Annotated in this window: 12 protein-coding genes; 6 read left to right on the top strand and 6 right to left on the bottom strand. The window is 66.3% G+C overall.

Going from position 1 to position 12,636, the window contains the following annotated elements; translation table 11 throughout:
* Positions 1-61: 61 nt before the first annotated feature.
* The 6 genes from zapE to NKT35_RS16150 are packed head-to-tail and all read right to left on the bottom strand — an operon-like array spanning position 62 to position 6,438.
* Positions 62-1,225, bottom strand: a complete 1,164-nt coding sequence (gene zapE, locus NKT35_RS16175; RefSeq protein WP_254294851.1) for a cell division protein ZapE — start codon at positions 1,223-1,225, stop codon at positions 62-64.
* A 46-nt stretch (positions 1,226-1,271) separates the two neighbouring features.
* Positions 1,272-2,060, bottom strand: a complete 789-nt coding sequence (locus NKT35_RS16170) for a substrate-binding periplasmic protein (protein WP_254294849.1) — start codon at positions 2,058-2,060, stop codon at positions 1,272-1,274.
* Between the two features lie 59 nt (positions 2,061-2,119).
* Entirely contained in the window at positions 2,120-2,707 is a 588-nt protein-coding gene (locus NKT35_RS16165; RefSeq protein ID WP_254294847.1) for a HupE/UreJ family protein, read from the bottom strand.
* A 25-nt stretch (positions 2,708-2,732) separates the two neighbouring features.
* Complete coding sequence (gene moaA, locus NKT35_RS16160) at positions 2,733-3,719, bottom strand: GTP 3',8-cyclase MoaA (protein WP_254294846.1); 987 nt, start codon at positions 3,717-3,719, stop codon at positions 2,733-2,735.
* A gap of 4 nt (positions 3,720-3,723) precedes the next feature.
* Entirely contained in the window at positions 3,724-5,871 is a 2,148-nt protein-coding gene (gene fdhF / locus NKT35_RS16155) for a formate dehydrogenase subunit alpha (RefSeq protein ID WP_254294844.1), read from the bottom strand.
* A gap of 30 nt (positions 5,872-5,901) precedes the next feature.
* The gene (locus tag NKT35_RS16150; RefSeq protein ID WP_254294842.1) at positions 5,902-6,438 is read right to left on the bottom strand and encodes a 4Fe-4S dicluster domain-containing protein; all 537 of its coding nucleotides are present in this window, start codon (positions 6,436-6,438) and stop codon (positions 5,902-5,904) included.
* Positions 6,439-6,703: 265 nt separating this feature from the next.
* On the opposite strand from NKT35_RS16150, the gene NKT35_RS16145 reads away from it, so the two are divergent.
* The 6 genes from NKT35_RS16145 to hypE are packed head-to-tail and all read left to right on the top strand — an operon-like array spanning position 6,704 to position 12,606.
* A complete protein-coding gene (locus tag NKT35_RS16145) occupies positions 6,704-7,045 on the top strand; it encodes a hydrogenase maturation nickel metallochaperone HypA (protein ID WP_254294840.1) in 342 nt (113 codons plus the stop codon).
* A 12-nt stretch (positions 7,046-7,057) separates the two neighbouring features.
* Positions 7,058-7,900 carry a hydrogenase nickel incorporation protein HypB gene (gene hypB / locus NKT35_RS16140; RefSeq protein ID WP_254294838.1) on the top strand — a complete coding sequence of 281 codons (843 nt, stop codon included), beginning with the start codon at positions 7,058-7,060 and terminating at the stop codon, positions 7,898-7,900.
* Positions 7,882-10,176, top strand: coding sequence for a carbamoyltransferase HypF (gene hypF, locus NKT35_RS16135; RefSeq protein WP_254294836.1), 2,295 nt, complete (start codon positions 7,882-7,884; stop codon positions 10,174-10,176). Before hypB ends, hypF begins: the two co-directional genes overlap by 19 nt.
* A 10-nt stretch (positions 10,177-10,186) precedes the next feature.
* Positions 10,187-10,429 (top strand): HypC/HybG/HupF family hydrogenase formation chaperone, encoded by a 243-nt coding sequence (locus tag NKT35_RS16130; RefSeq protein WP_254294834.1) that lies wholly within the window; start codon positions 10,187-10,189, stop codon positions 10,427-10,429.
* Positions 10,430-10,438: 9 nt separating this feature from the next.
* Positions 10,439-11,578, top strand: a complete 1,140-nt coding sequence (gene hypD / locus NKT35_RS16125) for a hydrogenase formation protein HypD (RefSeq protein ID WP_254294831.1) — start codon at positions 10,439-10,441, stop codon at positions 11,576-11,578.
* Entirely contained in the window at positions 11,575-12,606 is a 1,032-nt protein-coding gene (gene hypE, locus NKT35_RS16120; RefSeq protein WP_254294829.1) for a hydrogenase expression/formation protein HypE, read from the top strand. Before hypD ends, hypE begins: the two co-directional genes overlap by 4 nt.
* Positions 12,607-12,636: the final 30 nt, after the last annotated feature.

Genomic DNA, 12,636 nt, shown 5'->3' with positions numbered 1-12,636 from the left:
AGCCGCGAAACAGCTGGCGCCATCGGCCTCGCATCCAGAGCGAGGCCCTCAGGAATCAGGCTTATAAAGCCACGCCAGGCGGCGGCTGGTCGTGGCTTTGCGCCATAGACTGGTGCGGCAGCTCCAGATAGCTCTTGGACTGCATCTCGGTCAGGCGGCTGGCGGTGCGGAAGAATTCGCCGGCTTGCAAGCCTTCGGTATAAAGCGCTTCCGGCTCGGCCGCCGCCGAGGCGATCAGTTTGACGCGGTTATCGTAGAACACGTCCACCAGCCAGGTGAAACGGCGGGCGATGGAGGCCTGCTTAGCGGTGAGCCTGGGAATGCCGGACAGAAACACCGTATGGTATTCGCTGGCGATTTCCAGGTAGTCGGTCTGCGCGCGCGGGCCGTCGCACAAGGCCATGAAATCGAACCAGATCACTCCCGGCGACATCCGTTTCACCTCGATTTCGCGGTCCAGCACGATAATGCTTTTCTGCGGCAGCTCGGCGCCGGTGCCCACCTTGTGGAACAACTGCTCCATCCGCCGTTCGCTGGCCTCGTCAGCCGGCACCATGAATAGCGGTTCGCGCGTCAATTCGCGCAGCCGGTAGTCGTGGCCGCCATCCACGTTCAATACGTCCAGCTCGCGTTTGATCAGCTCGATGGTCGGCAGGAAGTTCTGCCGCTGCAGGCCGTTGGGATAAAGATTGTCCGGCGCGTAGTTGGACGTGGTCACCACCACCACGCCGCGTTCGATCAGCGCCGACAGCAGCCGGCCCAGAATCATCGCGTCGGCGATGTCGGACACGTGGAATTCATCGAAGCACAACAAGCGGGTAGCTTTGGCGATTTCGTCCGCATAGGCCAGCAAGGGGTCTTTGCTGCCGGCGAAGCGGCGCAGCTCGCGGTGGGTTTCGGCCATGAAATGGTGAAAGTGGATGCGGCGCTTGCGGCGGTACGGCACGCAGGCGTAGAAAGCATCCATCAAAAAACTTTTGCCGCGCCCCACTCCACCCCAGAAATACAGGCCGCGCGGCACTTCCGGGCTGCGCAGGCTGCGGCCCAGGAAACGGTTGCGCTTGGTCTTGAAATCCATCAGCTGATTCCACAGCCTATCCAGTTGCTCGATGGCGGCAGCCTGGGCCTCGTCATGGATGAAGCCGGGCTTTTCGCTGGCCATCTGATACCAGCCCTTGGGGCTGCAATGGACGTTCTCGTCCGGAGAGAATGTGTGTTGCGACATGGTTATGCTTGTTCTGCGCTGCGCCGCCGCTGCGGCCGGAATGGAATCATGATAACCGCTTTGACGCATCCTTGCCGCATTCGGCGGGCGTCACGCCATAAGGCGCGGCCAGCCGCTGCAAACTGTGATCGGCGCACATGGCTTGCAGCGTCTTCTCCATCGCCTCCGCCATGCCGGGCTGCAAACGTTTGCGCGACAAGCCGAAGTGGTAGGTCAGGGGCACAACCTGGGCGACAAGCCGCAGGCCAGGCAGACGCTCGGCCTGGATGATGGCGCGCGCGACGTCTTGATTGGAAAACGCCAAGGCGTTCCGGCCGTAACGGCCGGCGGAGAGTTTGCGCATCACTGTTTCGGAGTCGCGCTCCACCACTACGGTGACGCCGGGAACCCCTTGCGCCAGCCGCTCGCAATTGGTTTGCGACAAGGAAGGGCCATACACGGCCAGGGTTCTGCCGCTCAAATCCGCCGGACCATGATACGGCTGGGCGTTGTCCGCCAAGCCATACAAGGCATAGCCGCTTGCCACCACCGGCCGGCTGAGCGCCATGACGGCCCGCCGTTCCGGCACGTTCTGCGCCAGCAACATGCCGTCGGCGCTGCCTTGCTCCATCATCAGCAAGGCCCGCTTCCACACCATCATCTGCATATCGCAGCGCCAGCTCAGCCGACGGCAGACTTCATGCAGGATATCGACCAGCGCGCCGCTCACCCGGCCATCCGCCCCTTCAATGACGAAGGGCGGAAAAGGCTGGCTGACAAACACCATCTTTTTTTCGCCATCGGCATACGCTTGCGCCAGCACCAAGCTCAACGCCAGCCAGAGTATCTTGCGCATGTCCGCTCCCGCCGCTGATGTTCCAGTATAGGCGCGGACATCGCAGCGTCAGGAGATGCTTACAGCACTCCCGCCAGATAGCCGGCCCCCAGCAAGGCGATGCCGCCGCCCAGCACGCGCGGATACCAAGCGCTGCGGTTCTTGAAGAAAGCGCCGATGCCCATGCCGGCGATGTGCAGAATCATGGTGCCCAGCGCCATGCCGCACAGCACGGCCATGGCCTTGGCCGCCGGCAGTTCGCTGCCGTGGGCGATGCCGTGGAACAAGGCGAACAGCCCCACCACCGCCAATCCCCAGGGCAAGGCCAGCCGCACGCGGGCGCAAACCAAGAGGCCCAACACCAGCAGCGAAGACGCGATCATCGGCTCCACCACCGGCACCGCCACGCCGGTGAAGCCTATCATGCCACCCACCAGCAGCAAGCCGGCGAAAGCGAAAGGCATCGCCCACACCTGGCGAGTGGCCATCACGCTCCACACGCCCACCGCCAGCATGGCGGCGAAGTGATCCAGGCCGGTGAAAGGGTGGACAAAGCCCATGAAGAAGGCGGTGCCGTGATGGATGCCGGCATCGTTGCCGATGTGTGCCAAGGCCAGCCCAGGCAATAGCGCCATCAAAGGTAGAGAAAGCCAGATACGGTTTTTCATTGTGTCATCCTCATTGAAGCAAAACTCAACCGCCGGTTTTCGACATGAAACGGACTCGGTTCAGCCCCGGCGCATCAAAATCATGGCTAAGCGGCTTGCGCTCCACCGCTAGTCGTATGGCGGCCGCCAGCTCATCGTCGCTGGCGCCGCCGCGCAGCAGCTGGCGCAACTCCAGCTTGTGCTCCTGGCCCAGGCACAGGTAGAGCGTGCCGTCCACGGTCAGCCGCACCCGGTTGCAACTGGCGCAGAAGTGCTGGGAAATGGGCGTGATGAAGCCCACCTGTCCGCGGCCATCCGCGGTTTGCCAGTAACGAGCCGGCCCGCCGCCCAGCTCCACAGCGCAGGGCTGAAGCGCGAAACGCCGGATCAGCCGCGCCCTCGCCTCGTCCAAAGGCAGATAGGCTGCGGCGCGGCCCGCCTCGCCCATAGGCATCGCTTCGATCAGGCGCAGAATGAAGCAATGCTCGAAGCAAAACGCCGCCATGGACTCGATCTCGCCGTCGTTGACGCCTTGCAGCGCCACCATATTCAGCTTGATCGGCGCGAGCCCCGCCGCCTTGGCCGCCATCAAGCCGGCCAGCGTGGCGTCCAGGCTGTCGCGCCCGCACAGCTCACTGACGCACTCCCGCTTCAGCGAATCCAGGCTGACATTGACCCGGCTCAGCCCAGCCGCCTTGAGCCGCGCCGCGTATCGCGCCAGCTGGGTGGCGTTGGTGGACAAGGACAGATCGCTCACGCCGGGCGCGGCGGCCAGCTCGCCCACCAGATCGACGATGCCGGCGCGCAGCAGCGGCTCGCCGCCGGTCAGCCGCACCCGCCCCACGCCCATCGCGGCGAACAGGCCGACCAGGCGGCGGATCTCCGCGAAGCTCAGCCAGTCGGCCCGTTTGGCGTAAGACTTGTCGTCGGCCAGACGGCAATAGCGGCAGCGCAGGTCGCAGCGGTCGGTCACCGACAGCCGCAGGTAGGCGATGCGCCTGCCGTGGCTGTCGATCAGCGTCTCCCGCGCCATCGCCCTACTCCGCCAGCGCGGCCTTGCGCAGGTCCGCCTTCAGCCGCGCGTAGACGCCGCGCGCGTGGTTTTCCGCCCAGGCCTGGTCGGCGATGGTTTCCAGCCGCACCGTGCAGTATTTCAGCTCCGGGGTCTTGGAGATCGGGTCAAGGTGATCCACCGTCAGCTCGTTGCAAGCGCCTATCCACCATTGGTAGGTCATGTACACCGCCCCGGCGTTGACGCGCGGGTTGTGGTTGGCGCGGGTGATCACCTTGCCGCGCCGCGAGGCCACCCACACCAGCGCCTGGTCGGCGATGCCGTATTTTTGCGCGTCGTCCGGGTGGATCTGCACAAAGCCCGGTTCGTCGGCCAAGGTTTGCAGCGCCGTGCAGTTGCCGGTCATCGAGCGGCAGGAGTAATGCCCCACCTCGCGCACCGTGCATAGGCCCAAGGGATATTCAGCGTCCACTTTCTCCAGCGGCGGCCGCCACTCGGCGGCGAACAGCTTGGCCTTGCCGCTGGGCGTGTCGAACTGATAGCCCGCGTACAGCCACGGCGTGCCGGGGTGGCCTTCGCTGGGGCAGGGCCACTGCACATAGCCGAGGCCGGCCATCTTGTCATAGCTGGCGCCGGCATACAGATGGCACAGGCCGCGCAGCTCATCCCAAATCTGCTGGGCGTTGTCGTAATGCATGGGGTAGCCCATGGCCGTGGCGATCAGGCTGTAGATTTCCCAGTCATCCTTGACGTCGGCCGGCGCCTCTATCGCCTTGTAGCAACGCTGGAAGCCGCGATCGGCGCTGGAGAACACGTTTTCATGCTCGCCCCAAGAGGTGGCGGGCAGGATCACGTCGGCCGCCATCGCCGTCTTGGTCATGAAAATGTCCTGCACCACGATCAGGTCCAGCTTTTCAAAGGCGCGGCGCATCATGCCCAGGTCGGGCTCGGTTTGCAGCGGGTCTTCGCCGAAGATGTAATACGCCTTCAGCGTGCCGGCTTCGATGCGGTGCGCCGCCTCGGTGATGCTGCAGCCCTTCTCGGCCGGCAGGCTGTCCACGCCCCAGGCCTGGGCGAAGCGCGCGCGCGCATCGGCGTCGCTGACGTCGTAATAACCCGGCAGCGTGTTGGGCAGCGCGCCCATATCGCAAGCGCCCTGCACATTGTTCTGGCCGCGCACCGGGCCGACGCCGACATTCGGCCGCCCCAGATTGCCGGTCAGCGTGGCGAGGCTGGACAAGCCCTTGACCACGTCCACCGCCTGGCCCCACTGGGTCACGCCCATGCCCCACAAAATGGTGGCGCTGGGCGCGGCGGCATACATGCGGATGGCCTGGCGGATCAGCTCAGGCCGCAGCCCGGTGATCTCGGCCGCGTATTCCGGCGTGTACTTGGCGACGGCGGCCTTGTACTCCTCGAAACCCTCGGCGTGCTCGGCGATAAAGTCCGGCTTATACAGACCTTCGCTGATCAGCACATTGGCGAAGGCATTGACCAGCGCCATATTGGAGCCGTTGTTCAGCTGCAAATGCAGATCGGCGACGCGCGCGGTTTCTATGTAGCGCGGGTCGCAAACGATGATCTTGGCGCCCTTCTGCTTGGCCTTGAGAATGCGGCGGGCGACGATGGGGTGGGAATCGGCCGCGTTGTAGCCGAACACCAGGATGCAGTCGCTGTCCTCGATCTCGCAGATCGAATTGCTCATCGCGCCATTGCCCAAGGTGGCCATCAGGCCGGCCACCGACGGCCCGTGGCAGACGCGGGCGCAGCAGTCGATATTATTGGTGCCGATCACCGCGCGGGCGAACTTCTGCGCGATGTAGTTGGATTCGTTGCCGGTGCCGCGCGAAGAGCCGGTCAGCATGATGGCGTCCGGGCCGTGCTCGCGCTTGATCTGGCCCAGCTTGCCTGCCACGAAGGCCACCGCCTCGTCCCAGCTGACGCGCTCGAATTGGCCGCCGCGCTGGCGGCGTATCATCGGATGACGCAAGCGCGGCGTCAGCAGCTTGGTGTCGTTCAGGAAGTCCCAGCCGTAATAGCCCTTCAAACACAGCTCGCCCTGATTGGTGACGCCGTCCGCGCCTTCCGCGCCGACGATCTTGCCGTTTTCCACCAAGAGATTGAGCTTGCAGCCCGAACCGCAGTACGGGCAAACCGAAATTACCTTCTCCATTTTTCCTGTCCTTTTGCGCGATGCGTTCGATCAGAGCGGCAGCGCCGGCGTGTCCAGCGCGGCTTGCTGCCGGCGTTTTTTCATGGCGGCCTCCAGCGCCTGCGGCTCCACCATGCGCAAGGCCTTGGTGGGACAGGTGGCGATGCAGGCCGGTCCGGCCGGCTTGCCCGCGCACAGATCGCACTTCAGCGCCTTGGCCTTGAGCTGGCGCGTGGAGAAGCTGCCCGGCTGCGGCCGTTGCGGCTCGGTCACCACCTGCATCGCGCCGTAAGGACAGGCCACCATGCAGGTCTTGCAGCCCACGCAGCGCTCTTGCAGCACTTGCACGCTATTGCCGGCGTAAACAATCGCCCCGCTTGGACAGGCGTTCAGACAGGGCGCGTCGTCGCACTGCCGGCACAGCACCGGCGTGCTGATGCGCGCGCTCTTGATCACCGTCAGCCGGGGGTGAAAGGTATCCGGCGACAATGGTTCGCCGGGATGGGGCGCATGGGCCAGGGCGCACGCCACTTCGCAGGTGCGGCAGCCTATGCAGTTTTGGGGTTCAGCGATGATGAACCGATTCATTTCAACCTCCTCAAGCGGCGGCGGCCGCCCGAATGTCGATAGCAGGACTCGCTTCGATATTGCATAAGCCGTGCCAGCCCGGATGCCGCGCAGCAAGCGGCTGATTCGGAAAGAGAAAGCGGCATCGCCCAGCTGTCGCGCCCGGTGTCGACGCCAGACGCGCCGCGACGCCATCGACAAAAGTGTCGACGCCTCGACACCGCGACGGCCTCGCGAGAGCAAGCCTGCAGCCGCGCCCCGCATAGCGCATCCAGGAGAAAAAACCGTGCATGAACTGACACTTGCGGAAAACGTGGTCCACATCGCCGAGGCCGCCGCGCGCCGCGCCGGCGCCCGCCGCGTCACCCGCGTCCGCCTGGCATTGGGTTTGCTAGCCCATGTAGAGACAGACACCCTGCTGTATTGCTGCCAGCTGGCGGCGCGCGGCAGCCTGGCCGAGGACGCCGAGTTCCAGGCCGAGCGCCGCCCCGCCCTGGCCCATTGCGGAGATTGCGGCTGCGAGGCCGAGCTAAGCGCGCTGCCGGCCTGCTGCCCGCGCTGCGACGGCGAAAACCTCAGTTTGGAAGGCGGCGATGAAATGCGGGTGATCGATATCGGAATCAGCTAGGAGGCAAGCATCATGTGCACCACTTGCGGCTGCGGCCACGGACAACTACGCATCAACGGCAAACGCCGCCACGAACACTCGCATGCCGCGCCGCGGAACGGCTACCGCGTGTCCGGCCCGGCATCCGGCCCGCTGGACGCGGTCCATGCGCCCGACACGCCAACTGAACGCATCATCGCCATCGAGCAGGACATCCTCTCCGACAACAATGCCCGCGCCGCGCGCAACCGCCGCCTGTTGGCGGAGCGCGGCATCTTCGCGCTCAATCTGGTGTCCAGCCCCGGCTCCGGCAAAACCAGCCTGCTGGCCGACACCATAGTCCGCTGGGCCGGACGCGCGCCGCTGGCGGTAGTGGAAGGCGACCAGCAAACCGCCAACGACGCCGAACGCATCCGCGCCGCCGGCGCGCCGGCGGTGCAGATCAACACCGGCAAGGGCTGCCATCTGGACGCCCGCATGGTGGCCGAGGCGCTGGCGCAATTGCGGCAAGACCAGGCCATGCCGGACGGCGGCCTGCTGCTGATCGAAAACGTAGGCAATCTGGTCTGCCCCGCCGCCTTCGATCTAGGCGAAGCGCACAAGGTGGCCATCCTGTCTGTGACAGAAGGCGAAGACAAGCCGCTCAAATACCCGGACATGTTCCGCGCGGCGGACCTGTTGATCATCAGCAAGATAGACCTGCTGCCGCACCTCGATTTCGACGTCGCCGCCGCCATCCGCATGGCGCGCCAGGTGCGCCCCGGCCTGCCGGTGATCCAGCTGTCGGTCAAAACCGGCGAAGGCTGCGGCGAATGGCTGGACTGGCTGGCCGCCGGCTGCGGCCTGGAGGGCGCGACATGGCGCGCGAACAACTGACTGTGACCGGCATCGTCCAGGGCGTGGGCTTTCGCCCCTTCGCCTACCGGCTGGCCGGCGAGCTGGACTTGGCCGGCTGGATACGCAACGACGGCGACGGCGTCACGCTGGAACTACAAGGCGGCCGCGCCGAGCTGGATGGTTTCGCCGCACGGCTGCTGGCGGAAAAACCGCCGCTGGCGCGCATAGACCGCATCCAGCGCCGTCCGCTGCCGGATCAAACTGGCAGCAGCGGCTTTGCCATCCGCCAAAGCGCCCAAGGCGGCAGCCGCGCCGCCATCGGCGCCGACAGCTGCGTTTGCGACGCCTGCCTGGCCGAATTGTTCGACCCGGCCAACCGCCGCTACCGCTACCCCTTCATCAATTGCACCGACTGCGGCCCGCGCTACACCCTGGTGAGCAGCCTGCCTTACGACCGCGCCCAAACCAGCATGGCGGCCTTTGGGCAATGCCCGGCCTGCCTGCAGGAGTACAGCGATCCGCGGCATCGCCGCTTCCACGCCGAGCCCAATGCCTGCCCGGACTGCGGCCCGCGGCTGACGCTGCGCGACGTAGACGGCCCGGTGCGGGGAGATCCGCTGCGGGAAACCCTGCGGCGGCTGCTGGCCGGCGGCATCGTCGCCATCAAGGGCTTAGGCGGCTTCCACCTGGCCTGCGACGCCCGCAACGCCGCAGCCGTAGCCCGGCTGCGTCAACGAAAAGCGCGCGAGGAAAAACCGCTGGCGGTGATGGCCGCCAACGCCGCCTCTTTGCACGGAATGGCCGCGCCGGACGAGCTATCCATCCGGATGCTGAATTCGCCGCAGCGCCCCATCGTGCTGCTGCCCCAAACCGCCGTTTGCGAACACGCCCTGCGCGGCGTCGCGCCGGACAGCGCCTGGCTGGGGGTCATGCTGCCTTACACCCCGCTGCATTACCTGCTGTTCCACGAAGCCGCCGGCCGGCCAACCGGACTGGACTGGCTGAACCAGCCCCAGCCGCTGCTGCTGGTGATGACCAGCGCCAATCTCCACGGCGAGCCGCTGATTACAGACAACGATGCCGCCCGCGCCCTGCTGCCGGACCTGGCGGACGCGGTGCTGGAGCATGACCGCGACATTGTCACCCGTTGCGACGACAGCGTGCTGCGCGTGGGCAGCCAGGGGCGCGCCCAATTGCTGCGCCGCGGCCGCGGCTACACGCCTAACGCCATCGCCCTGTCGCGCGGCGGGCCTTCGGTGCTGGCCTTGGGCGCGCACCTGAAAAACACCCTGTGCCTGACCCGCGGCAACGAGGCGTTTTTGTCGCAGCACATCGGCGACCTGGACCGCGTGGCCAATTGCCAGGCGCTGGAAGCCGCCGCCGAACATCTGCAAAAGCTGTTGGCCAGCCAGCCTGCCTATATCGCCCACGACCTGCATCCCGACTACTTCAGCACGCATCTGGCCAAACGTTGGGCCCGACGCTTGGATATCCTCGCTCTGGCGGTGCAGCACCACCACGCCCATATCGCCGCCATTCTGGCCGAGCATCAGTGCGAAGAGCCGGTATTGGGCCTGGCGCTGGACGGCGTCGGCCTGGGAGACGATGGCGGCGCCTGGGGCGGCGAATTGCTGCTGGTGGACGGCGCGCACTTTCAACGCCTGGGCCATCTGGCCACGCTGGCCTTGCCCGGCGGCGACCGCGCCGCGCGCGAACCCTGGCGCATGGCCGCCGCCGCGCTGCACAGCTGGGGCGAGGAGCAGGCCATTCTCGACCGTTTCCCCGACGAACCCGCCGCCGCCCAGCTGCTGCGCTGGCTGAACCAAGGCAAGGCGCTGAACCGCACCAGCAGCCTGGGGCGGCACTTCGACGCCGCCGCCGCGTTATTGGGCATCGCCGCGCGCTCCAGCTTCGAGGCCCAGGCCGCGATGCGGCTGGAAGGGCTGGCAGAGCGCCGCGGCCTGCCGCGCCGGCCGCCCAAGCTGCACAAGCTAGACGCCTCCAATGTGCTAGATCTCTCGCCCTTATTGCATAGGCTGGCCGAAGGCTTCTGTCCTTCGGAGGGCGCGGCGCTGTTCCACGCCTGCCTGATCGAAGCGCTGGCCGACTGGGCCGCCGTCAACGCGCGCCGCCACAGCCTGCGCCTGGTCGCCTGCGGCGGCGGCTGCCTGCAAAACGCCATCCTGGCCCGCGGCCTGCACCTGGCCCTGGGCAAGCGCGGCCTCACCATGCTGCAAGCGCGGCAAGCGCCCGCCGGCGATGGCGGCTTGGCCTTGGGCCAGGCCTGGGTGGCGCAAAGACATTTCCATCGATAAGGAACACCCCATGTGCTTGGCCATCCCCGCCCGCGTCATCGAAACCCTGGAACCCGACCAGGCCAGGGTGGCGCTGGGCGGCATTCAAAAAACCATTTCCACCGCGCTGGTGGATGACGTCAAAACCGGCGACTACCTGATCGTCCACGTCGGTTTCGCCATCGGCAAGCTGGACCCGGCCGAGGCCGAACGCACGCTGGCGCTGCTGTCGGAAATGGGCACGACGCTGGACAACCCGGCCGCCTATCGCTAGGAAACAAAAGTGAAATACATAGATGCGTTCCGTGACGGCGAGCTGGCGCGACGGCTTGCCGCCGCCATCGCCGCCGAAGCCGACCCTGCCAGACAATATCGGCTGATGGAGTTTTGCGGCGGCCACACCCATGCCATCGCCCGCTACGGCCTGCCTGACCTGCTGCCGGCCAATATCCGCCTGATCCACGGTCCCGGCTGCCCGGTGTGCGTGCTCCCGGCCGGCCGCATAGACAGCGCCATTGAGCTGGCGCGCGAACCCGGCCTCATCCTCTGCACTTACGCCGACACCCTGCGCGTGCCTGCCAGCGGCGGCGTGTCCTTGCTCAAGGCGCGAGCCGCCGGCGCCGACGTGCGCATGGTCTATAGCTGCGACGATGCGCTGACCATCGCCCAGGCCCATCCAGACCGGCAAGTGGTGTTCTTCGCCATCGGCTTCGAAACCACCACCCCGCCCACCGCCGCCGTCATCCTGCGCGCGCAGACGCTGGGCTTGGCCAATTTCAGCGTGTTCTGCAACCACGTGCTCACGCCTGCCGCCATGGTTCACATCATGGAATCGCAGGCTGATCCGGACGCGGTGGCGCTGGACGGCTTCATCGGCCCGGCCCATGTCAGCACGGTGATAGGCTATGGCGCCTATGAGGGATTCGCCGCGCAGTATTGCCGGCCGGTGGTCATTTCCGGCTTCGAGCCGCTGGACGTGATGCAGTCCATCCTGATGCTGGTGCGCCAGCTCAACGATGGCCGCGCCGAAGTGGAGAACCAGTTCAGCCGCGTGGTCAGCCGCGAAGGCAACCTCAAGGCGCAGGCGATGTGCGAGAAGGTGTTCGAACTACGCGACGAGTACGACTGGCGCGGCCTGGGCACGGTGCCGCTAAGCGCGCTGCGCATCCGCGCGGAATACGCCGCCTTCGACGCCGAACGCCGCTTCGCCCTGCCCTACCGCGCAGTGCCGGACCACAAGGCCTGCGAGTGCGCCGCCATCCTGCGTGGCCAAAAACAGCCGGCCGACTGCCGCGCCTTCGGCACCGCCTGCACGCCGGAGCGGCCGCTGGGCGCTTGCATGGTGTCGTCCGAAGGCGCTTGCGCCGCCCATTTCACCTATGACCGCTTCCGCGCGGCCGATAAAAACGGAGACGCGGCATGACCCGCATCGATTTCAAGCATGGCCGCGTCGACCTCAGCCACGGCAGCGGCGGCCACGCCATGGCCCAGTTGATCGAACAGCTGTTCGTGGCCGAGTTCGACAACGGCTATCTGGGGGCGCAGCACGACGGCGCAGCCCTACCCCCGCTGCCCGCTGGCAGCCGGCTGATCCTGGCCACCGACAGCCACGTGGTATCGCCCCTATTCTTTCCCGGCGGCGATATCGGCAGCCTGGCGGTGCACGGCACCGTCAACGATGTGGCGATGTGCGGCGGCACGCCCTTGTATTTGACTGCCGGCTTCATCCTGGAAGAAGGCTTCCCGCTGGCTGACCTGCACCGCATCGTGCAATCCATGGCCGCCGCGGCGCGCGAGGCCGGCGTGGCCATCGTCACCGGCGACACCAAAGTGGTGCAGCAAGGCAAGGGCGATGGCGTGTTCATCTCCACCACCGGCGTCGGCTACGCGCCGGCCGGCATAGCCATCTCGCCGCGCCGCATCCGCCCCGGCGACAAGATACTGCTTTCCGGCCACTTGGGAGACCACGGGGTGACCATCATGTCGCTGCGGGAAAACCTGGGCTTTGAAACCGCCTTGCAATCCGATAGCGCTTCCTTGCACACCTTGGTGGCCGACATGCTGCGCGCCGCGCCGGACCTGCGCTGCCTGCGCGACCCAACACGCGGCGGCCTGGCGGCGGTGCTCAATGAATTCGCCCAGCAGGCCGGCTGCGGCATGTTGATCCGCGAGTCCACGCTGCCGATACGGCAGGAAGTGGCCGCTGCCTGCGAGCTCCTAGGCCTGGACCCGCTCTATGTGGCCAACGAGGGCAAGCTGGTGGCCATCTGCGCGCCGGAAGACGCCGACGCGCTGCTGGCCGCGATGCGCGCCCACCCGCAAGGGCGAGACGCCGCCGTAATAGGCGAAGCCATCGCCGACGCCAATCAGTTTGTGCAGATGGAAACCGCCTTCGGCGGCAGGAGAATGGTGGATTGGATCAATGGCGAGCAGTTGCCGAGGATTTGTTGAGCGCGGGGAGGACAACGATAAGGCGGGCAA

This window comes from Chromobacterium sp. IIBBL 290-4, assembly GCF_024207115.1.
Lineage (GTDB): Bacteria > Pseudomonadota > Gammaproteobacteria > Burkholderiales > Chromobacteriaceae > Chromobacterium.
The sequence above is the reverse complement of the archived record's forward strand: the minus strand, read 5'-3'. Positions and strand labels throughout refer to the sequence as shown.